The organism is Vibrio sp. Y10_XG_PY6, assembly GCF_024181795.1.
GTDB classification, from domain to species: domain Bacteria; phylum Pseudomonadota; class Gammaproteobacteria; order Enterobacterales; family Vibrionaceae; genus Vibrio; species Vibrio diabolicus.
This window is the reverse complement of sequence record NZ_JAMZAQ010000002.1, coordinates 676,120-700,695: the sequence shown is the minus strand read 5'-3', so window position 1 is coordinate 700,695 and position 24,576 is coordinate 676,120. Positions and strand designations below refer to the sequence as shown.

General features: G+C 44.9%; 17 protein-coding genes. 10 read left to right on the top strand and 7 right to left on the bottom strand.

Going from position 1 to position 24,576, the window contains the following annotated elements:
• Positions 1 to 246 precede the first annotated feature (246 nt).
• The 3 genes from NL644_RS11515 to NL644_RS11505 all read left to right on the top strand — a co-directional run bounded on the left by NL644_RS11515 (position 247) and on the right by NL644_RS11505 (position 7,327).
• A complete protein-coding gene (locus NL644_RS11515; protein ID WP_048625729.1) occupies positions 247 to 2,580 on the top strand; it encodes a YgiQ family radical SAM protein in 2,334 nt (777 codons plus the stop codon).
• Positions 2,581 to 2,842: 262 nt separating this feature from the next.
• Entirely contained in the window at positions 2,843 to 6,364 is a 3,522-nt protein-coding gene (locus NL644_RS11510; RefSeq protein WP_114323248.1) for a T6SS effector BTH_I2691 family protein, read from the top strand.
• A 3-nt stretch (positions 6,365 to 6,367) separates the two neighbouring features.
• The gene (locus NL644_RS11505; protein WP_253658412.1) at positions 6,368 to 7,327 is read left to right on the top strand and encodes a hypothetical protein; all 960 of its coding nucleotides are present in this window, start codon (positions 6,368 to 6,370) and stop codon (positions 7,325 to 7,327) included.
• Positions 7,328 to 7,429: 102 nt separating this feature from the next.
• Here NL644_RS11505 and NL644_RS11500 read toward each other — a convergent pair whose 3' ends face one another.
• Positions 7,430 to 9,526: a methyl-accepting chemotaxis protein gene (locus NL644_RS11500; protein WP_114323250.1), complete on the bottom strand. Its 2,097-nt coding sequence runs from the start codon at positions 9,524 to 9,526 to the stop codon at positions 7,430 to 7,432.
• 578 nt (positions 9,527 to 10,104) lie between these two features.
• Between NL644_RS11500 and NL644_RS11495 the strand changes: the two genes are divergently transcribed.
• Positions 10,105 to 10,782 (top strand): response regulator transcription factor, encoded by a 678-nt coding sequence (locus NL644_RS11495; protein ID WP_048625732.1) that lies wholly within the window; start codon positions 10,105 to 10,107, stop codon positions 10,780 to 10,782.
• Complete coding sequence (locus NL644_RS11490; protein WP_114323251.1) at positions 10,779 to 12,083, top strand: HAMP domain-containing sensor histidine kinase; 1,305 nt, start codon at positions 10,779 to 10,781, stop codon at positions 12,081 to 12,083. The genes NL644_RS11495 and NL644_RS11490 overlap by 4 nt, the downstream gene beginning before the upstream one ends.
• 80 nt (positions 12,084 to 12,163) lie before the next feature.
• Here the strand turns inward: NL644_RS11490 and NL644_RS11485 are convergent, their stop codons facing one another.
• Positions 12,164 to 13,402, bottom strand: a complete 1,239-nt coding sequence (locus NL644_RS11485) for a leucine-rich repeat-containing protein kinase family protein (protein ID WP_181869510.1) — start codon at positions 13,400 to 13,402, stop codon at positions 12,164 to 12,166.
• Between the two features lie 280 nt (positions 13,403 to 13,682).
• Between NL644_RS11485 and NL644_RS11480 the strand changes: the two genes are divergently transcribed.
• Complete coding sequence (locus NL644_RS11480) at positions 13,683 to 14,579, top strand: 1-aminocyclopropane-1-carboxylate deaminase/D-cysteine desulfhydrase (protein WP_140251604.1); 897 nt, start codon at positions 13,683 to 13,685, stop codon at positions 14,577 to 14,579.
• A 39-nt stretch (positions 14,580 to 14,618) separates the two neighbouring features.
• Here NL644_RS11480 and NL644_RS11475 read toward each other — a convergent pair whose 3' ends face one another.
• Positions 14,619 to 15,161 carry a hydrolase gene (locus tag NL644_RS11475; RefSeq protein WP_005457944.1) on the bottom strand — a complete coding sequence of 181 codons (543 nt, stop codon included), beginning with the start codon at positions 15,159 to 15,161 and terminating at the stop codon, positions 14,619 to 14,621.
• Positions 15,162 to 15,311: 150 nt separating this feature from the next.
• Positions 15,312 to 16,172 carry a LysR family transcriptional regulator gene (locus NL644_RS11470; RefSeq protein WP_005376746.1) on the bottom strand — a complete coding sequence of 287 codons (861 nt, stop codon included), beginning with the start codon at positions 16,170 to 16,172 and terminating at the stop codon, positions 15,312 to 15,314.
• A 99-nt stretch (positions 16,173 to 16,271) separates the two neighbouring features.
• Between NL644_RS11470 and NL644_RS11465 the strand changes: the two genes are divergently transcribed.
• Together NL644_RS11465 and NL644_RS11460 are read left to right on the top strand one after the other, a co-directional pair.
• A complete protein-coding gene (locus NL644_RS11465; protein ID WP_005392825.1) occupies positions 16,272 to 17,336 on the top strand; it encodes an HlyD family secretion protein in 1,065 nt (354 codons plus the stop codon).
• A gap of 9 nt (positions 17,337 to 17,345) precedes the next feature.
• A complete protein-coding gene (locus NL644_RS11460) occupies positions 17,346 to 18,365 on the top strand; it encodes a DUF2955 domain-containing protein (RefSeq protein WP_005392824.1) in 1,020 nt (339 codons plus the stop codon).
• A 623-nt stretch (positions 18,366 to 18,988) separates the two neighbouring features.
• Here NL644_RS11460 and NL644_RS11455 read toward each other — a convergent pair.
• Entirely contained in the window at positions 18,989 to 20,017 is a 1,029-nt protein-coding gene (locus tag NL644_RS11455; RefSeq protein WP_005392823.1) for a methionine synthase, read from the bottom strand.
• Positions 20,018 to 20,047: 30 nt separating this feature from the next.
• Entirely contained in the window at positions 20,048 to 21,022 is a 975-nt protein-coding gene (locus NL644_RS11450) for a DUF1852 domain-containing protein (protein ID WP_114323254.1), read from the bottom strand.
• A gap of 1,101 nt (positions 21,023 to 22,123) precedes the next feature.
• Here NL644_RS11450 and NL644_RS11445 point away from each other — a divergent pair.
• Both NL644_RS11445 and NL644_RS11440 read left to right on the top strand, forming a co-directional pair.
• Complete coding sequence (locus tag NL644_RS11445) at positions 22,124 to 23,041, top strand: leukocidin family pore-forming toxin (protein ID WP_053809756.1); 918 nt, start codon at positions 22,124 to 22,126, stop codon at positions 23,039 to 23,041.
• 68 nt (positions 23,042 to 23,109) lie between these two features.
• Positions 23,110 to 23,793: a topoisomerase I gene (locus NL644_RS11440; protein ID WP_253658411.1), complete on the top strand. Its 684-nt coding sequence runs from the start codon at positions 23,110 to 23,112 to the stop codon at positions 23,791 to 23,793.
• Between the two features lie 78 nt (positions 23,794 to 23,871).
• Here the strand turns inward: NL644_RS11440 and NL644_RS11435 are convergent, their stop codons facing one another.
• Positions 23,872 to 24,570, bottom strand: a complete 699-nt coding sequence (locus NL644_RS11435; RefSeq protein ID WP_114323338.1) for an ABC transporter ATP-binding protein — start codon at positions 24,568 to 24,570, stop codon at positions 23,872 to 23,874.
• Between the last annotated feature and the right edge of the window lie 6 nt (positions 24,571 to 24,576).

Sequence of the window (24,576 nt, the reverse complement as noted above, 5' to 3'; positions counted from 1 at the left end):
TAGGCGTTGTTTTTAATAAGCACACCATTGCTTATTGGTTGTATTAACATTGCGACATTTTTTCACGACTCGACCTATAACCATGAGGCTTTCAAGGTGATATTAGACATAAAATCGCCGATATAGCCTTGATATTTTTGCAAACCAAATAAAACTCGATGAACTAAGCTTGAATAGATGAGTTTGGTATAGATACCTGATCCTCAAATCGCTATAATTCGCGCTCCCTGGAACAGAGAGCAAAATATGACCAATAACATCACTCCTATTCATGAGTACAAAAAATACTGGGCAGAGTGTTTTGGTACGGCACCTTTCTTGCCGACCAGTCGCAAAGAAATGGACGCCCTAGGATGGGATAGCTGTGACATTATCATCGTAACCGGTGACGCTTACGTAGATCACCCAAGCTTTGGTATGGCTATCATTGGCCGTCTGCTAGAAGCGCAGGGTTTCCGTGTCGGTATCATTGCTCAACCAGAATGGCAAAACAAAGATGCGTTCATGCAGCTTGGTAAGCCAAATCTGTTCTTCGGGATCACTGCGGGTAACATGGACTCCATGATCAACCGTTACACCGCGGATAAAAAACTTCGTCACGATGACGCGTACACACCAAACAACGAAGGTGGCAAACGCCCAGACCGCGCGACTTTGGTTTACTCTCAGCGTTGTCGTGAAGCCTATAAAGAAGTGCCTATTGTTTTAGGTGGTATCGAAGCCAGCCTACGCCGTGTTGCGCACTACGATTACTGGTCAGACAAAGTTCGCCGTTCGGTACTGTTTGATGCAAAAGCAGACATCCTACTTTTCGGTAACGCAGAACGCGCACTTGTAGAAGTGGCGCATCGCATCGCAAATGGTGAAGACATCAGCACCATGACCAATATTCGTGGTACTGCCGTGAACTTGCCAGCCGCGCCAGAAGGCTACACGGTTATCGATTCTTCTCGCATTGAAAAACCTCGTAAAGAAGCGTTCGTACCAAAGAACCCATACGAAGTAGAAACTCAGTGTGAAACTAAAAAAGATGAGCCAGTTGCACAACCAATCACGATTCGCCCATCACGCCACGATGCTGCAACAACTGCGGTTCGCTTACCTTCGTTTGAAAAACTAAGAAACGATCGCATTCTTTATGCTCATGCAAGTCGTGTATTGCATTTAGAAACAAACCCGTACTCTGGCCGAGCGTTACTTCAAAGCCATGGTGATCGTGAACTTTGGGTAAACCAAGCCCCAATCCCATTGACAACCGAAGAGATGGACTTTGTGTTTGGCTTGCCTTACGCGCGTGTTCCTCATCCTATGTACGGCAAAGCGAAAATTCCAGCGTATGACATGATCAAAACGTCTGTGAACATCATGCGTGGTTGTTTTGGTGGCTGTTCTTTCTGTTCGATTACCGAGCACGAAGGCCGAATCATTCAAAACCGCTCGAAAGAGTCAATCATTAACGAGATTGAAGAAATTCGCGACAAAGTTCCGGGCTTTACCGGCACAATTTCCGATCTTGGTGGGCCGACTGCAAACATGTACCGTCTGGGCTGTAAAGATCCAAAAGCGGAAGCGAACTGTCGTCGTCCATCCTGTGTATTCCCGGGCATCTGTAACAAGTTAAATACAGACCATAAACACACCATCGATCTATACCGCGAAGCGCGTAAAGTTGAAGGCGTGAAGAAAGTGATGGTCGCATCTGGCGTACGTTACGACCTTGCGATTGAATCACCAGAATACGTGAAAGAGCTCGTAACTCATCACGTAGGTGGTTACTTGAAGATTGCACCGGAACATACAGAGAAAGGCCCTCTTGATCTGATGATGAAACCTGGCATGGGCACGTATGATCGCTTTAAAGAGATGTTCGAGAAGTACAGCGCAGAAGCGGGTAAGAAGCAGTACTTAATCCCTTACTTTATCTCTGCGCACCCAGGCACAGAAGACGAAGACATGCTGAACCTTGCTCTGTGGCTGAAGAAAAACAACTTCGAGTGTGACCAAGTACAAAACTTCTACCCTTCGCCAATGTGTAACGCAACGTCGATGTACTACTCAGAGACAAACCCTCTGAAACGAGTGAAGTATAAGAAACGTGAAGATGTACCTGTAGCAAAAGGTGAACGTCAACGTCGCCTACATAAAGCGCTGTTGCGTTACCACGATCCAGCAAACTGGCCAATGATCCGAGAAGCCCTAATCAGCATGGGTAAAAAACATTTGATTGGTGACAAACAAGGCTGTCTCGTTCCTGCGGAAGACATTGAAGCACAAACACCTGCACAACGTCGTAAATCTGGTCGTCACGGTGCAAACCGCTTTGCTACGAAACATACCAAAAACCAACCGGGCTTCGGTGGTCATTTGAACAAACGCTCTGAAGGCGGTTCAAAAGATGGTAAACCATCTGGCAACCGTAACGGCTCTGACAAAGCAAAAGGTGGTCAACGCCCTGCAAGCAACGGCCAACGTCCTAGCGGTAACGGTGCAAACCGCCCAGCAGGTAGCAAGCCGCAAGGTCAAGGTCGCCCACAAGGACAAGGCAAACCAGCTGGTCAACGTAAACCAAAGCGTCGTTAATTCTTCAGCACTTAAATACTAGAAAGGGCTCCAGAGGTAACTCTGGAGCCCTTTTGTTTTGTCGGTTCATTGAGGTATCACTCACAACTCAAACTTTGATTCAATCAATACAAAAAATGGTAAACACCAACCAACTTATTGGAAAAACAAACAATTATTTGATTGAAGAAAAATAATAAAAAACTAACTCATTGATTTTAAATTACTTTATTTTGGTGCGATATTTGCGTAATAGAGTAAAACTCTTAAACATGGGCTAACGATGAGTAATCCACTTCCTCCAAAAACTTCGATGTTCTGGCACGACAACAGCTATACCTATGAGGAGGCCGTTCAGGCATTTGAAAGCGATGGTACGCTGAAATCGCTGAATATCGTTCCAACCACGGAATCCGATGATCTTGCTGGCTCACCCCCAGAGCGCAGTATGTTTTGGGAGGGAGAAACAAAAAAAATCGATCCGCCACCGCCGTCTGAACCAGAGCCTCTCAATTTAAAAAACGAGAAAGAACCAACAGAGGCTTTACCGGCACATTTCATCCCTGTTCGCTACGCTATCGATCAGCTAGAAACAGAAGAGACACAACCTTTTGGTTTGCCTGAAGAATGGAAAGGCCAAGGCCCAGCCAAACTCAATACCGTTGGCTACACCCTGCGTCAGCTTCGTGATGGTTGGTTGTATGTCTATGATGCAATCAATAAAAGCCTAGACGAATACGAAATCAAAGGAACGCAATTCACGCTCTACAAGCTGGGAGAGTCGGAAAGCCCAGAATCCGAACAGCGTGGGACACCAGAAGGGGCAAAACCTTTTCTTACTTACGAAGATGGGAGCGTGCTGTCGATTTGTTACTCTGAACACCGTTGGACATGGAACATGTTCATGCGCGTCCTTAACAATCCAAGTAATCATATCGATCGCATGCAGACTGTTGTTCTGTCTGCAAACGAGAATCAGCACAACATTGCACCAATCGATAAGTTAACTCAAGTGGCTGATATTGAATCTTCTGCCGTTGATGATGGGCGTTTTGCAGATTCTGGCATCGCTACCAAAGCTGACGAAGATGGTTCTACCTTTAAACCTGTCGCTGCCGAGAGTGACTTAACCTCTGCGATTCCAGAAGAAGAGTCGGGCTACTTCGTCGCGATAAAAGATTACGCCGCAGACATTCAAGATATGTCTCTGCATTTTGTTGGTGCTGCAAGCCCTTACCGTCTTTTCACTGACCAGTTTTCAAACCAGTGGAACTTGATGCAGACCGCCATGCAATTGTGCATGTTCGGGGCAAGTGACGAGATAGACATGCCAGCTAGCGTTAAGCGTAACAGTGAAGAGCTGTCGTTTTATACCGACATGGCAGAATATTATGACTCCTCGAGTCAACTCGATTTGGCAGAGCAGAACAAAAGCTCAGTCCAGTCCGGCTATCCTGCCAAATTTTCCGCTGGAGCGATTGAATCACACCAACATACCCAAAGTGACATTGCCAAAGCAATACAGGACAAATATCGAATTTCTGCGAGCCGATTTGGTAAATACGAACAATGGATAGCGACTGAGCGCTGGCGCAAGCAGCTCAACTGGAAGCAAATGCTGAGCGAAATGCAAAAGCTGTCAGAACAAAAAGAAACCATGCTAGCCCAAGTTGTCTCGGTAAAAAGGGACTTTATTGCTGTAATGGAATCTTTGACGCCGCATCATCTCGAGAGAACCTTCGACCTATACAGCGAAGACACGCAGTACAGCTTGTACCAACTCCATAAACAAGCCGTTGAGTCATTTACTTTGGTGGTGCAAGAAGAAGACCGCCAATGGGCAGAAAGCCAATGGGAGAAACCAACCAGCTTACTCGCACTCTACACTTCCGGGTTTAGTCGTAGCCTCTTTAAACAAGTGGAGAAGTTAATTCCTGAACAAGTTTCAAATCAGGTAGGTGAAGTAGACGTCGCCAAAATTGTTCCAGACACTGAAAGCTCAGACAAACAATTTATGGACTACGTTTCGGCAGCAAGTAACCGTGTGGGTATGTATGCAAAAGTAATGGACTTTATTTCTAACCCAAATACTGCAGAAACCGAGTTTTTAAGAGATATAGCAAAAGGATTCGATGGGCTAGATACCATATTCAAAGCGACGAACAGCGCTTTACTCAAGGGGGTAATAGAGGTTGGCGTTAGCCTAACAGCCCAAGCGTCTATCTTAATGATATCTCTATTGTCAAAACCGCTCACCCGAACAAGTTTTTACCTAAGAGCTGCCGTTGTAGAACGTTTGTCGATAGACACTCCAATCAATATCAACAAAGGCTACGCACAAAATTTTGGTTCTTGGAAATCCAATCATGATAAAAAACTCATCGCATCGAACCAAAACAAGGAAGTGTTAGCAGCCTTCAACAAGGGTGATAAAACTATATCAAACACGGAGTATAAGAAGGTTCTCCAGCAACAGCGGCACCTTCAAAAAAGCTTGGCCGTTGCGACGTTGGAATACCCTCAGTACATAGAACTTCCAGATGACGTACTTGAGGCAACAATTCGAATGCGTAAAGACATATGGGATAACCGATTAAACAACCTCAAGAAACGGTTTGAAGATGTAGGCGGTTTGGGCTTCTTAGCTCTGATTTTTAACTGCCTCGCACTTGCTGATGCAATGAACAGTATTCAAAAAACTGGGCTCATTACCCAAGATGATTTCTTAGATATTCAACAAAAGCTGTTTTACACGGCCGGTGCTTGGACGGGCATTCGAACAGGGAAGTTATGGGATAAAGTTAAGGGAAATGACGAACTCAGAGAGCACTCGCTAAAAACTCTTAAAAAGTTAGTAGAACGAAATACAAAAGGCTTTGAAAACCTGATTCTTGATGACTTAAAAGTATTTAATAAATGGCTCGCGATTACTGGGGCTTTAGGAGCGTTGGCTGCGGGTATTGAGGCATATCGTTCTTGGCAGAGTGCTGATGACGCTTATGGTCAAGAAAAATATCTGCATGTAGCAAATGCTGCTGCATTAACCGGTATGTCGATAGTCGGTATAATCCAAGCGTACGGAGGATTCACAGGGAAATTAACACTAAACTTAACCTTTGGTGGACCTGTTACCGCAGTTTTAGCTGTTCTCACGTTAGCATACCTAGCCATCAATTATAAACTCAACAAACTGAAACAAGATGACTTCCAAAAATGGTTAGATAAACTGCCTTGGGGTTATCACCCGAGTCGTACTCAGTGGAGCCAATCTGTAAGTTTGCCCGAAAGAGAGAAGCACAATTCAGCATTGGTGCAGCAAGCACTGTTTGACTTACAATCTATTATTCAACAGCCAACGGTATACCATCAGCCGATTGAAAAAATTCAGGCTTATCCAGGCTATACACATCGTGAGTTAGTTGGCTTGGAAGTGCATATTCAGCTGCCACGTCGTGCTGCAACGAATGGTGTTACAGTGCGTACCAACACCAAGGCAACAGAAGATGATTTGACGTCAGGTTCTTGGCATCAAAACGCAGATTTAGTCACGCTAGAAACGCAGAGCCAAGCTAGCAAAGAGTTACTGGTGTATAAGGTAACGTTGCCGATTAAAGAGACCGATCAATACCTTGCCATGCAAGTAGCGTATGATATGGAAGATGATGCCCCATCAAAGCGTGAGTATTGGTTCCAAAACAGCGTAAAACAGAGTGCAACTCATAGCGTGATTTCAGACAATACCAAACAAAACATCATTAAAAAATCACTCACACCCGCTGTTGGTACATTAGGTTTTCAGGAGTAACCCTTGGCATATTCACCATTTTATATCACCCCAGAAGAGTTGGCGGTTTATCAAGAGGCGCAAGAGCAAGAGATCCTCTCAGGAGACAATTTAACAACATGGCGTAAATATGATATCGAGGAAGCGAATCGTTTTGCATATATACTTGACAGCTTAGTTCCAATTGCCATCATGTCAGTGGTTCTTTTCTTGTTTTGGTATACCTTAGGCCAAGACCCTCTGATGGGGTATGTTGCTGTTGGTGTACTAATAATGGGGTACGGACTCAGCTACCTTTTGTTTGGCCTCGATTATCGCTATGACTATATTTTTTCTAGCAAAGGCTTTGTGATGAAAAAGCGTCGCAATATGCCTAAATGGGTAAATACCGCTACGCAAGCTGTTGGCTGGATAGGTGCAGTGGTGTGTGTGATTATGGTAGCACTGGTTGGTCCGATGGCATTAGCTGGAGCAGGTGCATTCATTTTGCTTTCATTTGGTATGTTAAAACGCCAGCCTGATGAACGAACAGAAGTTAAAGTGGGCGAACGAGAAGATTGGCTTTTTGCGGACTACAACAAGAAAAGGAAAGTGATCCAGTTCTATTTTAAGCATGACATATGCAGATATCGAGATACTGCTCATAAGACTATCTTTCGCTCACAAGATCGATTCGATTGTTATGTTTTCTTTAAAACTGAAGCGGATTTAGAATCCATGGTCGCGCAACTGTCAAAGGTCTACAAACTGAATTGTACCGAGATCGATGACCATAAAAAGTTGTTTGAAGCAAAGCCAGAATCAAGGCTCTTTAGTATTCCGGTTTGTAGTAGAGAATATCAAACCGATGAGGTATTTGATTTAAGGGCTTCAAAAGCCCCGCTTCCTGAGCGTGAATACCTTTACAACGGCAAGTGGCAAACCGAATCGGAAATCGAACGCTTAAAAGCGGCTGGTGAACAGCCAGCAAGTCCCGCTTCATAGTTTGCAGCAAGCATTAAAAAAGGCTCCAGAGGTAACTCTGGAGCCTTTTGTTTTGTGAGAAGTAAACGTTTTAAGTTGGGTTAAACTCTCTCACTTACTTGATTAAGACAACTTGAATTTGCTCAACTCACCGTGAAGATCACTCGCTTTTGCCGTCAGTTCATTGCTGATCGCTACAGAAGATGACATGGTATCCATCACTTCCATCGCCGTATCATTAATCACAACCACATTACGGTTGATCTCTTCTGACACCGAGCTTTGCTCTTCTGCCGCTGAAGCGATCTGATTATTCATATCATTAATCACTTCAATAGCTTGGTTGATTTCGGCCAACGCCAACTGCGCTGCTTGTGTTTCTTCTTTAGTATCCACCGCTTGCTTCTGGCTTTGCTCCATTAACAGGACGATTGATTGCGTTTCTTGCTCCAAACGAGCCAACATTGCACGAATTTCTTCTGTCGAGCCTTGTGTGCGCGTTGCAAGGTTGCGGACTTCATCGGCTACCACAGCAAAACCACGACCCGCTTCACCAGCACGCGCAGCTTCAATCGCAGCGTTCAGAGCCAACAAGTTGGTTTGATCGGCAATGCCACCAATCTCACTCAGAATCCCCTGAATCGCCGTGCTTGAAGCCACCAAATTCTGCGTCTGGTGCTGTGCATCATTCACTTGCGAAGCGAGGTTATCCACTGCGCTTGCAGCATTGTCCATACGCGACATGCCATTCGCGCTATTGCTTTGAACTTGGCTTGCCGCCGCTGCTGCTTGTACCGCAGAATTTGCCACTTCTTGTGCGGTTGCGCTCATCTCATTAATCGCCGTTGCTAGCGAGTTGACTTCGTTCACTTGAACGTTCAGTTGATCTCTCGAAGCCGCCGCGCGAGCTTGGCCTTCACTTGCGTTTTTATCAACTTGGTCTGCCGTCGCCATTACGGTTAAAAGCATTTCCTGAATGCGAGCGAGGAAGGTATTAAACCAGTGCGCCAGTTGGGCGGTTTCGTCCTTACCTTTCACCTCAATGCGGTAAGTTAGGTCGCCCTCGCCTTGTGCTGCGTCTTTAAAACGCTCCACTAAGTTAGTTAACACTTTGCCCAACGAGGTCGCGATCATCGTCATCGCAACAATACCAATCAGAGCCGCAATAATCCCTGCCCACACTCCCTTTTCAAGAGCTTCTGCACTTTGTTCTTCACTCCATCGCTCGTAGTCATCCACGTTCTTTTTAAGGAAGCTACTGGGAACCGACACCATAACGATCCAAGGTGCATCGCTGGTTTCAATTGCAGTAATCGCATACTCATCCCCGCCAAACGTCACAAGGCCTGCGCCTTTTTGTTTCGCAATGGATTGAATACGAGCCCATTGAGACGCCAACTCATGAGAAACTTTCTTGCCCACTTGATCCGCTTGGCTGCTGTTCGCCAGTGTGATGCCTTTCCACGAAGAAATCAGAATTCGGCCTTGTCCATCAAACAAGTCGCTCGCGTAATCTTCACTTTGGCTTTGTAACTCGTTCAATGACAAATCAAAACCGAGAGAGCCGATGATCTCGCCACGTAACTTGATTGGTTGGCTGATGGTCGTGATCAGTTCTTGTTTGCCGCGAACCGGATACATGTACGGTTCCATCACGAACGTTTTGCCCGTTTCGTAAGGCATCAAGTGCCAATCGTCTTTACGCTCACCGTTGTTGTTTAATTCAGTATTGCTAAAGCTATCCATCGCCACGACATCAAAACTGTTGTGCGAATTTGGCGAAAAGAATGGCGCTAAGTAGCCTTCGCTATTAAAGCCAAGGCTTTTGTCTTGAATCGTTGGCTCAACCCACGATGGCTTTTCCCATACCATGTAACCAGCAAACACAGCTTTGTTCTGAGCTTCTAGCGACGCAATAAACTGTTTAACAATAATGTCTGGCGTTGCGGCCGTCTCTGCGCTTAATTCGATAATTGAACGCGCTTGCTTTAAGTTCGCCAACACTGGCTCTAACTGGTTGGAAATATTCAGCCCTTGCTGAATCGCCGTATTGCTCAAGTCGGTCGTGGTGGCTTCGGTCAGTTGAGATTTTACTTTTGTAGTGATTTGTTCATTCACTTGCGTGAACGCATTGGTTGTCATACCCATTGCAATCAATAGAGTGAAGGCCATTGCCCCACCCGCACTGACAGCAATTCGAGTGCGTATACTGTTAAACATGATCGCCTCACAAATTGATTTTTATCTGGCATTAAGCATTGGAAGGATCATGGATTTTAAACAAGTAAAGTTAATGGAAGGCTTTCATTTATGAACAGAGCAAGAACAGAAAATGTAGTTTTATTAATAAAAATAAAATAATGCAGATTTTCGCTTATACATGAAGCCATTGATTTAATTGAATTATCTCAAAAAGGAGAATCTAAGCGTTTGTATTTAAAAGCAATAGCCATAATTAAAAAAGGGACTTAAGAGAAGTAAGAACTTTTTCTATGAGTGAGTCAGTAAAAATCAGTAATTACTAACAATGTGCTCAAGGTCACATAAATAATTTAGTATCTTCATGTTTTATATAGAGTTAACAGAATCAAACAATCTACCCTATTTATACATCAAGAGAAATTGATAGATATGAACAAAAGATCGTAGATTTACTTGGATAATAAGACGGTATTCAAGCTAGACATTGAAAACCGACACAAAGGTGAGAAAATCATCGTCGACAACTTTTTCACACCTATAGTGAATAATGTTCGTTAAGATCAACATTCGAATTTATCGAGATTGGATAAGAATAAATGAAGCGTGTACTTTTGGTAGAAGATAATCGTGAAATAGCGGGAATGTTGTTTGATTATTTTGAGTGTGCTGGCATGCAGCTGGATTATGCCGACAACGGTGAGCTAGGCTTAAAACTGGCGATGGATAATGCGTTTGACATCATTTTGCTCGACCTCATGCTGCCGCGCATGGATGGCCTAACACTGTGCAACAAGCTACGCGATGCAGGTAATAACACTCCGGTGTTGATGCTGACAGCACTTGATAGCCGAGACGACATGCTCAAAGGCTTCCAACACGGCGCCGACGACTACCTCACCAAACCGTTTGATCTCGATATTCTTGAAGCACGCATGACTGCATTGATTAAACGCTACCGCGGTACGGTTGCATCAACCAAACTCCAGTATGGCGAAGTGTCTATCGATCAAAAAACGCATCAAGCCTACCGTCAAGATAAGCTGTTGGCGTTGAATCCAACCACGTACACGATTCTAGAAATGCTGGTGAAAAACGCGCCAGAAGTGGTCACACGTGAGGAGATTGCTTTCCGATTATGGCAAGAAGATGAGCCAAATAACGATGTGTTGCGTAGCCATATTTATCAATTGCGTGGGCAGCTCGACAAACCATTCAAAGAGCACGTTTTGAAAACTATTCCAAAAGTCGGCTTCCGATTGGAGCCCGGGGCATGATTCGCCGCTTATTTAACAATACACAAAGCTTAACCGGACGCCTTGAACTCTTCTTCCTTCTAGTGTCGGTTGTGATTGGCTTGCTATGCTTCGCATTGGTTAGCGGAGCGCTATTATGGTCGGAAGATCGCGTCGGTGAACGACGCATTATGATCGATAAAAAAGAGGCGATTGAGCACTTTCGAAACCATCCTGATAGCGGAATCATCAAACTCGATTTACTGACAACGGCATACAACGACATCAATCTCGTTCCTGAGCTCTATCAACCCTTTATTCAAAATAAAAAATATTTTCTCGCTGAAGTTGCTGACGAACCAGACACTCGCATGATTTACATGAGCACCTACACGCAAGATGGAGAGGAACATCCTATTATTCTGATCTCTCTGATTGATGAGATAGAAATTACATCTAACGAGTTCATGTTTGTTCTCGTTATGGTGCTTGCGGTTGTCATCGGGTTACTTTTGATTTTTGGCAGCCTATTATCGAGACTTTCTCTGCGTCTCATTGAACCTGTTAGTGCCCTTAAAACGCAACTGGACCGCCATCAAGGTGACACCACACAAAAATTTTTTGTTCCTGAAGGCTCTGCAAATGAATTCCAAACGCTCGCAAATCAGCTTAATGAATATCGACATCAAATCAATCAAGTGATTAAACGTGAACAAGCTTTTGCACGATATGCCAGTCATGAACTGAGAACTCCGCTCACAGTGATGAAAGGTTCAAGCAGCTTGCTAGCCAGAAGCCCAAGTACGTCATTTCAAGAACGTCAGATTGGCCGTATTCAAGATGCTACTCAGCAGATGTCGACCATGGTTGATGCTTTGTTGGGTTTGGTGCGATATGAACGCAACACAGACGACAGCCCCGTTCGAACCATCTCAAAGCAAGAGCTTCACAACATCGTTGCTCTTAGCCAAGCGCAAGCCGATGAAAAGTCGTTGGAATTTAATGTACAGATATTGGGCCATCCGCAAACCAAAGCGACCACTGCAGTGCTTAACATTACGTTGAGTAACTTAATTCGCAACGGCATTGCAGCCACGTCAGCGGGAACGATTCATATCACCATGACCGATACCACACTGTCGGTGAGAGATGAAGGTGAAGGCTTCTCTTCCGTGCCAGATGCCGAAGGCCATGGTTTGGGACTCATGATTGTGGACGACTTATGCCGACGCTATGGCTGGCAATTCACTATTGATACACATCCTGAGGGTGGATGTGAGGCAGTGATTGACCTTTCGTCAGAGCATCATGAGGCTTGCTCAGAGCAACTTCCTCGGCACTAGATTCAATCAAGAGGTATCTCATTTGCTCAGTATCAAAACGGGCAGTTCGATACCTCTTTCTGATTCGATTGAATGAAATCTTATGCCGCAAGCGCAACTAGTCGTTCGAATGCTTGCGATGCCGATTCCGACGCTTCGCACACAGAAAACACATCTTCGATAAAGTACTTCAACGCTCTGGATTCAATGGCTCTGATCGCAGCTTGCTGCTCGTCCAATAAATAGCCGTAAATGCTCGCCGCGCCAAAGTCACCGAAGATCATCTCCCCTTGCTCGTTCACCAACGTATTGTGCGCATACAAATCACCATGACACACCTTGTTGTCGTGTAGGTGATTAAATACGTCCACCATCTGCTCAACAATAGAATTCACTTGCTCGACTGTCAGCGTAAACCCTTGTGGGAACGTATCTCGGGTGCAGGTTTCCAACGTTGGTGGCAAACCTAAGTTGTAGTAATTGTTTGGAATCAGCTCCATCACCAACGCAAGCTCTTTACCGTCATCCACTTGCGCGATGGATTTTACTAAGTTGTTGTGATGCCCAGCTTGCAAACACGCTTCAAGTTCATCATGAGGGTAACCGTCACTGGTGACCTCGCCCTTGAACACTTTTACCGCAACTTCACTCGGGAAGTTGTATTGAGCGTCAGTCCAGTTAGCATGAGAAATCACGCCACTTGCCCCTTGGCCGAGAACATGGTTAAGCGAGTAACTGTTTGTGGTCACTTTCGGCACACTGTCTAGCGAAGATGGGTGTTTGCAGAATGGATTACCTGCAAAAGCAAACCATGCCAATTTAGGTAGCTTCATCAGCACATCCGGAAAGTGCTCTAGCTGGTTCGCAGAGAGACGAACCAATTCCAAATTAACTAAGTTTTCCATGCTACTTGGCAGTCGTTTGATGCGATTCCCCGCCAGTGCAAGCTTTCTTAAGCGCGGCCTTTCACCCAGACTGTTTGGTAGCGTTTCAATCTCGTTGTCGGTCAGGATCAGCCAACGTAACTGACTTGGTAGTGAGGCTTCACTCACCACTTTGATCTTGTTGGTTTTAAACCCAACCATCTCAAGGTTTGGCAGCTTGCCCAATACCTCTGGTAAATGGGTGAACTGATTATTGGACGCAAAGATGATTTTTAGTTTGGTCAGCTGTTCCAGTTCTTGTGGCAAATCTGACAGTGCGTTGCCGGATAAATCTAACACTTCAAGTGAGTCTGCAAGCTCTAAAATTTCCATAGGGAACTCAGTTAGCCCTTCCGCCAACTTCAGTTGTTTAATTCCTACTAATTGTCCTGTTTTTAATTGTTCTAGAGTCTGCAAAACCAAGCCTTCTGATTGAATGGAAATAAGCGGAGTAGTGTACGTGGCTAGAGGCAGAAAGGCGAGTCATGGGATGGAATACCATGGAATCAAAGCAACCAAAGGATAGAAGTGAAACCATTGCAATGGTATTACAGCACCGGTGAGTGCGAGTCAAAACATCAGGAATAACCGAAATGGAAGTCCTGAAACCCAGACTTTTTATCTTGGTTTAATGGCGTTACACTACGCGCCCTTTTTAAATGGCAAAGGTGACACGGTTTATTCCGTCAGCATCGACATGAAACTCTCAGAAAGTCCTATCACCCAACATAGCTTTAATGGGCGCAAATTTTTCCTTAAACGTGACGACATGCTCCACTCCCACTTTTCTGGGAACAAAGCACGTAAGTTTATGACGTTAATGGAAGAGCAAAATCCCGACATCACCACGTTAATAAGCTTTGGCTCCGCTCAATCTAATGCCATGTACTCGCTAGCGGCTCTCGCCCAGATTAAAGGTTGGGCATTTGAGTTTTATGTTCATCACATTCCATCTTGGCTAAAAAGCTCCCCCATCGGAAACTATCGCGGCGCTCTCGATTTGGGTATGAAAATCACCGCCATGCAAGACATCGGTAGCGAACTCCACCCTAGTGAATACATCCACCAAGTACGAAGATTAGATGAGTCGACATTGCTTATTCCAGAAGGTGGACGTTCCCACCTCGCTGAAGCTGGCATCAAACAGTTAGCACGAGAAATTCTTGATTGGACGCGATTGAGAGGTAAAGAGCAGTTTACGGTCGCCCTGCCATCAGGCACCGGCACGACCGCTTTATATCTTCATAAACATTTAAGCCCACACGGCATAGAAGTGCTAACTTGCCCTTGCGTAAGCGATGCAGATTACTTAACTGAACAGTTCAACCAGCTCGGTGAAAACAGCCACCCAACCATTTTAACCGTGCGCAACAAACACCATTTTGGCCGCTTGTACGAAGAAGATTACATCACATGGAAAGCACTCTTTGAGCAAACCGACCTCGAATTTGACCTGTTATACGACCCGTATATGTGGCAATGCCTCACCCCTTGGTTGGAAGAGAACACAGATAAAACGGTGATTTACATTCACCAAGGCGGGTTACTTGGCAACGAGTCGATGTTGCCAAGATATCAACGAGAATTTGAATAGCGTGTTCAGATAAAGTTGTTGTTGATTCCAGTGATTACACTATTTGATGAGCGCCAGAATTTCTTTGAATTCAGGTGCTCGGCAATCTTCGACCATTTCATACAAACACATTTCTAGCCCAGTGAGCACCACACCGTTAGCGGTTAACTTCGCAAGAGCGAGCGCTTTATTGGCAGCGGTTCGGGAAGATACACAATCCGTGACTAATTCAACGCGATAACCGGACTGGCGCAGAGAAACCGCGGTTTGATAGACGCAAATGTGGGATTCAATACCGCAAACCAACCAGGTATCAACTTTCGCGTTCTCCACCGCGACCTTAAACGTCGCCTCTTTGCAACCATCAAACGTGTACTTGGTAATAGGTAAATGCGTGCTTTCAAGCACTTCACGAATCGGCTCCGCGGTTGGGCCCAACCTTTCAGGATTCTGTTCTAGCCACAGAATAGGCAAATCTAGTGCTTTGGCGCCCTTTACCAGTTTTGTGATATTTTCAATCAGTGCGTCGCTTTCATGCATTAATGTAGCGAGTTTGCCCTGAACATCCACCACAATCAGGCCCGTGTTTCCTTTCGATAACATTTCCATCTCCTATCTTGTGCGACCACAAACCATACTCAACAAGTTGAACAACAGTTAATGTATCAGAATCCTTTCATGTTAGAACAATAAAACCTAGAAAGATGACCTTCGCTCACACCTTTGCCCTTAGGTAAGAGTGGTTTGAACTGACTATTTAAATTTCTCTCGAATTAGTTCAATCAAGGCTTTGACTTTATTGGGCAGAAATAAGGCCGAGGGATAAATCAGAGTAAGATGCTGCTTCGGATGCGCGAATTGAGGCAGCACCTCGACCAACAAACCGTCTCTCAGTGCAGGCTTGGAATGAATTTGAGGAATAAACGCGATGCCGTTTCCTGCTATCGCCATCGAGCGCAGCAAGTTGAGGTCGTCCGAGCGCAACGCCACATGCAGATCTGAATCGAGCAAATCGGCATTGTAACGATTAGTTAAAAGGCGATGCTGCTTAAGATCTTCCACCGTTTTTACTGGCGGATGCGATTCTAGATAGGCTTTTGACGCAACAAAGTGACTACGATAAGGCAAAAGACTGAACTGCACATAGCTGTCATCGGTGACTTTGACCACGCTCGGAAGAAGCTGCAAATCAAACGATTGACGCTTGAGATCGACACTCTCTTGATGGTTTTCAATCTCGACCGAAATCTCCGGATACCGCGTTGTGTACTCGGTGATGATCGCGTTAAACGCGGCAGAGCTCATCAATGCGGAAGGAATGGCTAAACGCACCTTGCCCGTCAGCTCTTGTTGATATTCATGCATGGCATTTAAACCTTGCTGAATATGGTCAATAGGCTGCCCCACCAACTCAAACAAGCGTTTCCCGTGCTCCGTCAACTCAATGCTGCGTGTTGTGCGGATCAAAAGCTGTACCCCGAGTGATTTCTCTAATTCTTGCAGGCGACGACTCACTTTTGAGCGTTGTAGTTGATTCGCCTCTGCCGCTGCACTTATACCGCCGTGAACCACCGTCTGAGTGAATAGATAAATATCATCAAAACTAACGTTCATTGTCCTATTTTTAGGTCATTTATGTTCGTATTCTCATTCTACTGAATTGTGAGTGACTTCTCTATAATCCGCTATCCAATATGTTTAACGGAACTTGTAATGACGGCTGACCAAAAATTCAAACACTGGATGCGAACTTTGATTGTCCTGTTCATCGTACTATTTTTGTACATTATCATTGCTGACCGCCACGCCCCCTTAACGACCGAAGGACGAGTGCAAGGATACGTTGTCCAAGTCGCGCCCGAGGTATCTGGTAAAGTGACCGACGTTCTCATCGAGAATAACCAGTCCGTTCAAAAAGGCGATGTGTTATTTACGATTGATGATCGTAAATACAAGATAGCGCTTGAACAGGCGGAGCTGTCTCTGCAATCCGCTTATGAACAAGAAGCAACGCTGTATTCTCAACGCGAAGCCGCTCTTGCCAATATTGCCCGCGCACAAGCGACATTTGATAATGCACACCGCGAGTACAACCGCTTACTGACGTTATCGAAGCAGAAAGTCATCTCTCAATCGACACTCGATAATGCCTTTGCCCAAAATCAGGTATCACGCGCAGCGCTTAAAGCGGAACGACAAAACTTAAAAGTCATTGAGGCGCAATTAGGCGATCAAAAAGGTCAAAGCACCGCCGTTCGAATTGCCAAAAACGGGATCGAAAAGGCGCAACTTGATTTGGCAAATACCGCGGTACTCGCTCCCAGTGATGGTGTCGTGACCAACCTGCAACTAGAAGTTGGCACGATGGCAAACACCAACATGCCATTGCTGACATTTGTACCAACAGGATCACTCTGGGTAGCCGCTGATTTTCGTGAAAAATCCGTCGCGAACGTAGACAAGACTTTCCACGCCTTGGTCACATTTGATGCCAATCCAGGTTCGGTGTACGACTTTGATTTAGCTAGCCGCGATTACGGTGTAGCAGCCGCACAACAAACGCCTAATGGCGCACTAACCAAAGTGGAAGTGAACAACCGCTGGGTACGTGATGCGCAGCGTACACGAGTGAACCTAACCAGCAGCGAAGAGTTACCACCAGCACTGTTTGTCGGCTCTCGCGCTACCATTGTTTTGTACCCAGACAACAGCATTTTCTGGCAGTTGATGGCGCAAGCACAGATTCACCTAGCAAGCTGGTTCCACTTCATTTACTAGGCGGCGACAATGAAAACCTTACGAATTTGGTTCGGCTGCTCTTTAGGGCTCGCGCTAAGCATGATCTTCGGTTGGTCTTACGGATTTTTTGCCATCATGATGCCGCTGTTTATTTTGGGCAGAATGGACCACTTTAACCTAGCGGCTTTATTGATCGTGTTTTTCTCTGCGGTGTGGACAACCATACAAGCCACATTTTTACTGGAATACTTGCAGTTTCATCCAACATTAATGACCGTAGCCGTTGGAATCATGATGCTGTTTAAGTGCATTGCAATGATGAACCAGAAAACCTATTTGTTTGGTTACATGGGGTTGTTGGTGGGATCAATTGTGTTGAACTTTGCCAGCTATAACTTCATGGATATTGAAGAGTTCAACGTCAACATGTGGGTGATGGCGTTCAGCAATATTTTTGTTTGCGCATTCGCGTATTGGTTGTTCCCTGAGCCAAAATCCTCCGCCGAGCACATTGAGATGTCGACCCCAGTGAAAAGCGATATTGACTACATCAGCCAAGTTGCCATGGGTTGGGTAGTGGCGATGGCGGCATTTATCGTATTCCAAGTAGCAGACTTATATGACTCGCTATCCGCACAAGCTTCCATTTTGATCATCCTAACCCCAATGACTTTAGCGGGCTCGCTCGCCATGGCAAAAATTCGCATCATCGGCACCGCACTAGGCTGCATCGCAGGGATGGCTGTTCAGCTGATATTGGGCAGTTGGTATGGGCATGGGCTACTCTTTTGGCTCGCCTTTACCATTGCCATGGGGCCATTCTGCTTGTGGCTCACCAAGGGGCAAATTAAAGCGGCTATCGCGTTTTCTGCCATGTCTGCCCTATCGGTTCCGCTGACGACCTCATTGGTGCCAGAACAAAAAGACGCGTTCTTTTCGATCTTGTACCGTTTTAGCTCGATTTTCGTCGCGGTTCTGCTCACCGCGATGGTGATGTGGGTGGTGCATCACTGGATTCGTGTGATGTTGCTAGAGCATCCTGAGATGAAGAACGTGGAGTTGAATTAAGCCTTGGCAGAGGCTGGAAACGGGAAATGTATGCCGCTCACTTTACTGCGAGCGGCATTTTTATTTAAAACGGTCATCCTAAACATCGAGGAACGAGCGTGATTCAGGATCTACCCACCGAGAGCTTTGAAGTTCCTAGCTTATCGCCATCTCCCAGCGAGTTGTTAGCAGATTCCTAGTCTCGCTTAGGCTCGCTGGAATGACCCGATCTCGGGGCTGCTCAAATACCGACTTTGTGGCGAGCGATGTATCTTCCAACATCCGTCATCCTGAACAACGAGGGACGAGGTGATTCAGGAGCTACCCACCGAGTGCTGTGAAGTTCTAAGGTTATCGCCATTTTCCAGTGAGTTGTTAGTAGATTCCTAGTCTCGTTTAGACTCGCTGGAATGACCCAACTTTGGATACAAACCAAATAGTTGTGTACATGAGTAACGTATATCTCAACAACCGTCATCCTGAACAGCGAGGAACGAGCGTGATTCAGGATCTACCCACCGAGTGCTGTGAAGTTCTAAGGTTATCGCCATTTCCTAGCGAGCTGTAATCAGATTCCTAGTCTCGTTTAAACTCGCTGGAATGACCCTAACTTTAGTTTATGGTGTCGAGCCCAAGTCTTAATATCAACCCACCAACTCTTTACGAATGATCTCCGCTCCCGCACTTAGCGCATTAAGCTTAGCGGTTGATACTTCACGAGACAAAGGTGCCATACCGCAGTTGGTACATGGGTAAAGCTTGTCGGCATCAACGTACTTCAACGCCTCTCGCAGTGTGTTCGCCACTTCTTCTGGCGTTTCAATTTCGTTGGTTGCAACGTCAATCGCACCAACCATCACTTTCTTACCGCGAATCAACTCAAGCAACTCAATAGGCACTCGTGAGTTATGACATTCGAGCGAGATAATATCGATATTAGACTGCTGCAATTTCGGAAATACTTCTTCGTATTGTCGCCATTCAGTGCCTAGCGTTTGCTTCCAATCCGTGTTCGCTTTGATGCCGTAGCCATAGCAGATATGCACCGCCGTTTCACATTTCAGCCCTTCAATCGCACGCTCTAAACATGCAATGCCCCACTCGTTCACATCATCGAAGAAAACATTGAACGCAGGCTCATCAAATTGGATAATGTCGACACCTGCCGCTTCAAGCTCTTTCGCTTCTTGATTGAGGATCTTTGCAAATTCCCAAGCCAGCTTTTCACGGCTACCGTAATGATCATCATAAAGCGTGTCGATCATCGTCATAGGGCCTGGCAGCGCCCACTTGATTGGTTGCTTAGTTTGCTGACGCAAGAACTTTGCATCTTCAACAAACACGGGCTTTGTGCGGCTTACTGGGCCAACCACCGTCGGAACACTTGCTTCATAACGGTTGCGAATGGTCACCGTTTTACGGTTTTCAAAATCTACGCCGCTCAAATGCTCAATAAAGGTCGTCACAAAATGTTGGCGAGTTTGCTCGCCATCACTGACGATATCAACGCCTGCCAATTCTTGCTCTTGCAAAGCGACACGTAGCGCATCGCGTTTGCCATCAATCAGTTCTTCATCTTGCAGTTTCCACGGTGACCAAAGTTTTTCTGGTTCCGCTAGCCAAGAAGGTTTCGGTAAGCTGCCAGCCGTTGAAGTCGGTAATAATGTTTTCATCGTCATTCCTTTCTAGATTCTCGTTATCTTTTACGCGTAGTTTGCAGACCATTGTTCAAGCACAGATTGATAAGGTTTGATGAAATGCTCCTCGGCAAATTTCCCTTGTTCAACTGCCAGTTGGCTGCGCTCCTCTCGGTCGTAAACGATTTGAGTTAGCGAGTGGTCTAGGTTTTTTAGGTTTGGCTGGTAGCAATTACCGGCAACCGCGTTGGCATTGTAAATCTCAGGTCGGTAAATCTTCTGGAATGTCTCCATCGTGCTAATCGTACTGATAAGCTCTAGGTTTGAATAGTCGTTCAACAAGTCACCGAAGAAGTAGAATGCCAATGGTGCGACACTGTTTGGTGGCATAAAGTAGCGCACCTGTAAGCCCATCTTTTTGAAGTACTGCTCCGTCAACGAAGATCCGTTCGGCTGATATTCAAAGCCCAAAACCGGATGTTGGTTTTCGGTGCGTCGGTATACCTTGTTGTCCGATACGCTCAGACAAATCACAGGCAGCTTTTTGAAATGCTGTTTATAAGACTCAGAATTAACGAAAGCTTTGAACAGTTTGCCATGCAAATCACCAAAGTTCGCTGGGATGCTGAACTGTGGCTGGTTTTTGTTGTGGTCCAACAGCAAAACACTAAAGTCGTAATCACGCACGTATGAAGAGAAGTTGTTACCCACAATGCCTTCGATGCGCTCGTTAGTGTTGTGGTCAACAATGTTAGTTTTGAGCACTTCAATCGTTGGGAAGGCTTCTCCACTGCCTTGGATACCCATATCAACAGAGATGATTTCAAGCTCTACTGAGTAGCGGTCACCTTGCGCGTTATCCCAATATGCCAACGCGTTAAAACGATTGTCGATCATTCGGAGTGCATTGCGCAGATTCTCTCGGCGGTAGTTTCCGCGAGCCAGATTAGCAAAGTTGGTAGTGATTCGCGTGTTGTCTGATGGTTGGTAATTCTCATCAAAGCGAATGCTTTTGATAGCAAATGTGAAATCGTTATTCATCGTGAGTTGGTATCCTATTTCCTTAGATAAAGCAGACTTTTCCTAACTCTGTGCATGGGGACATTTTTGTTTTTGGTTTTCCCAATCGTTAGGTTCAACAGCACTTACGACGAACAGTTCGTTCTAAAAATGACGGTCGCAGTGCCTAACACCAGAGCAGTCCTTTTTTTATACTTGCTTCACGAGTTGAGTAATATTGGTATTGCTTCACATTGAACATGAAAGAAATTCATAGTGGGAGTTCCAACCCAGAGGGAACTATCGTAGATACTGTTTTTCATTGACACCAATACACGTAACTTGGCGAGCATATTGCCAATATGTGTAATTAAGAAACTGATAAGGGATTAACAGTACGTAAACCAGTTTTAAGCCTAGAAAACGCATTGTATAAACAAGACGCTACCTGGAATATAGGACAGCGTAGCTTAAATAGCACTTTTTCACACTCCATAATTTATTCAAGCATTCGTTTAATTAAAAGTACCTTACATTTTATATCCTCGGAAACATGATTATTTAATTATTTCTTTTCCTATATTTACCATCTCAAACGTAAAGTTTAATTTTTCTGTTTTAAAAGAACATATAACCTCATACACGAATATGACAAATTCATTGACGGACTTTGTCACCCAACTATTACATTAAGCTCGAAACAACCAATAATAAAACAAACATAAACCACTGTTTTAATTTAAATTAAATTCAGTAAGCCGTAATGACCACATAACGACACTTTACTTAGTTTGGCATAACAAAAACCCCAACAATAACATGGTTAACACTTATAAATTTCACTTCTATCAATAAGAAAATATAAACATAACATTAGAAGATAAAAATTAAGTAATAACTTAAAAAGGTAAGACTTAATAACCACATTCTTATTTATTACAGTTGATTAATGAATTTAAAAACTATGAGACATTAATCCCACGAATCTATACTTTTCCTTTTTTTATTAAAAAACAAGATGCAATATTTCACCGCTCAATTATTGAGCACCAATTAATAACCTGTCCATAATTATAAAACACCTATAGAGTTATTGTTAAAACCCAATAATAACCTTTATGGGCTGACTAATAGGAAACAACAATGGAAAAACAGCATCTTTCCGCGAGTATTATCGCGCTCGCATTACTTGGTTCTCTAGCTCCAGCACATGCTGAAGATACATTAAAAGCTTACACTTCGACCTTGCTACAGCTCGATGATAGCGATGCACGCTCGAAGAAGATCCGCTTAATTTACTCCTTAGAAAATGTCTGGAACCAATCTTTGCTGCCGAATGGAGCTAAGGAAGCCAAGTTGCTTCTAAACGGAGGTTCTGGTTTCGACATGACTAATGTACCGAATAAAGAGCAGATCTATGGTTTTGCCACCGGTGGAGACTACCGTTACACAATCCCAACAGCCTTTAAACTGGCACTGAGTTATTTAAATGGTGCCCCTTTACGTCATATGAGCCATGCTCCAGAAAACACTATTGCAACAGCATCTGTCAGTGAGTCTTTGGACTTTAATCTTGGCTTCAGTGCTTCTGATTCTCCAAATATTAGCGGTGGTATCTCCTGGAGTAACCGCGTAACTTACGATCAACCAGAATTTCAGACGGTGGCTGATTTTGATCAGACCAATGAGAGCATTAATTGGCTTATCGAAAACCAGACTATCCGCCACAATACTCCACCTAAAGACTGGTTATTGTACCGTTGGACCAGCTGTGACATGGGCAACCTAATTGACTATAGCGAATTACCTGTAGTGATGCGCTCTGACTTTAAACCGCAAGTCGGTGTTGTATATCGAAAAAATGATATTCAAGATGGCCTAGATACGTCAGAAGTCAAGCTGGTTGCAGGTTGGCGAAAAACCAATTACTACTTTGGTCGTGACTGGTGTAGCTGGTATACCACTCCAGAAAATACCTGGAAGAAAAATCGTGATAGCAGTCAATGGACAGAGACTAGCCGAGCCGTAACTATCTCTTGGAATGACGCGCTCTACCACTAACTTATTAGCCTGCGGCCACGGAGTGAATAAGTGGCCGCCGTATTTACTAATGAAATAAACGGTAAGACATGACAAGTAATAAAAAACTCTTGACTGGATCGGCGCTAGCACTTGGTGCAGTACTCGCCATATTTCTAATTAATTCAAATAACAAGAATTCCCAGAGCGATTCTGTTGCAAGCTTTGACGAGCAAATCAAGACAGAGAAAACTGAGACAAAAAGTGTAACGCCTCCTGAGAGCGATGCTGCTCAAAAGGTGGTTACCGTTCCAACACCACAGAATGACAATGACGCTACTTCCGACGTCATTCCAGCTACACCTTGGATATCTGCCCCATTAAATGAATTGAGCAATGAACTGTACGATTTTATTGAAGCTGAACAGGTAAGTTATATCAGTACAACCGACTATCCATTCGACGAGCAAAAGCAAGAACAATTGCGAACATTAGCTAAGCAAGGGGTTCCTATCTTGTTTGACAACACGGAATCATCCTATTTGGATAGTTACGGTGTCAGCGAAACCAAAGTGGTTTCAGAGTATTTTGGTACGGCGTCTGAAGGTGATGTCATCATTGCTACCGGAGTACAGAATGAGGATGGCAGCATTCATTATCTGGTTTTGCCTTTGAAGAGCAAAGATCTCAACGATAACAGTAAATTGATTGAGGACACTAAGCTCGCAATCACTCTACTTAAAGAACAAAAGCATGACTTGATAAAAGAGAGACAAGGCGAACATCGCGAATAAAAATAAAGGAAGATAGCGTCTCCTATTCCATGGCTATCTTCCTTAAAATAACTCCAGTCTCAATCAAGAAAAATTCATTTATCTTCCCTCCGGATCCCTATCCGAAATCACCTTGCCATCTTTGATAGTGATGATGCGCTTGGTGCGTTCTGCGAGGGCGTTATCGTGCGTCACGATGATCAACGTTCTACCTTCGGCATGGAGTTGGTTGAACAAGGCTTCAATCTCCGCGCCGGACTTTGAATCCAATGCACCCGTTGGTTCATCCGCTAAGATGATTTGCGGATCGTTGACCAAGGCTCTTGCAATCGCGACCCTCTGTTTTTGACCGCCAGAAAGCTGGTTTGGTTTGTGGTCTAAACGATCCCCTAGCCCGACTTGCTCTAGCAATTTGGCGGCGCGCTGGCGACGTTCTTTGGCTTTGATGCCAGAGTAAACCAACGGCAGTGCCACGTTATCGAGCGCCGTCGCGTATTCCAATAAGTTAAAGCTTTGGAAGACAAATCCAATCTTTTGGTTACGAATGCCAGCCAGCTCATTCGCACTTAAACTTGCGACGTTTTGGCCGCCAAGTTGGTACTCGCCATCAGTGGGCTTATCTAAACAGCCGAGCATGTTCATCAACGTTGATTTACCCGAACCGGACGGGCCAAGAATCGAAAGAAACTCGCCTTGATTGATGGTTAAGTCAACGCCGTCTAACGCGCGAACTTCCGCCTCCCCGCTTGAGTAGTATTTACAGATGTTGGTCAGCTCAACAAGCGGCTTGTTCGACATGTTCTC

Coding starts and splice junctions, on each gene's coding strand:
- NL644_RS11450 (WP_114323254.1), bottom strand. CDS start 21,022: ATGAATAACGATTTCACATTTGCTATCAAAAGCATTCGCTTTGATGAG.
- NL644_RS11465 (WP_005392825.1), top strand. CDS start 16,272: ATGACGGCTGACCAAAAATTCAAACACTGGATGCGAACTTTGATTGTC.
- NL644_RS11475 (WP_005457944.1), bottom strand. CDS start 15,161: ATGTTATCGAAAGGAAACACGGGCCTGATTGTGGTGGATGTTCAGGGC.
- NL644_RS11435 (WP_114323338.1), bottom strand. CDS start 24,570: ATGTCGAACAAGCCGCTTGTTGAGCTGACCAACATCTGTAAATACTAC.
- NL644_RS11480 (WP_140251604.1), top strand. CDS start 13,683: ATGAAACTCTCAGAAAGTCCTATCACCCAACATAGCTTTAATGGGCGC.
- NL644_RS11515 (WP_048625729.1), top strand. CDS start 247: ATGACCAATAACATCACTCCTATTCATGAGTACAAAAAATACTGGGCA.
- NL644_RS11510 (WP_114323248.1), top strand. CDS start 2,843: ATGAGTAATCCACTTCCTCCAAAAACTTCGATGTTCTGGCACGACAAC.
- NL644_RS11440 (WP_253658411.1), top strand. CDS start 23,110: ATGACAAGTAATAAAAAACTCTTGACTGGATCGGCGCTAGCACTTGGT.
- NL644_RS11460 (WP_005392824.1), top strand. CDS start 17,346: ATGAAAACCTTACGAATTTGGTTCGGCTGCTCTTTAGGGCTCGCGCTA.
- NL644_RS11455 (WP_005392823.1), bottom strand. CDS start 20,017: ATGAAAACATTATTACCGACTTCAACGGCTGGCAGCTTACCGAAACCT.
- NL644_RS11490 (WP_114323251.1), top strand. CDS start 10,779: ATGATTCGCCGCTTATTTAACAATACACAAAGCTTAACCGGACGCCTT.
- NL644_RS11445 (WP_053809756.1), top strand. CDS start 22,124: ATGGAAAAACAGCATCTTTCCGCGAGTATTATCGCGCTCGCATTACTT.
- NL644_RS11495 (WP_048625732.1), top strand. CDS start 10,105: ATGAAGCGTGTACTTTTGGTAGAAGATAATCGTGAAATAGCGGGAATG.
- NL644_RS11470 (WP_005376746.1), bottom strand. CDS start 16,172: ATGAACGTTAGTTTTGATGATATTTATCTATTCACTCAGACGGTGGTT.
- NL644_RS11500 (WP_114323250.1), bottom strand. CDS start 9,526: ATGTTTAACAGTATACGCACTCGAATTGCTGTCAGTGCGGGTGGGGCA.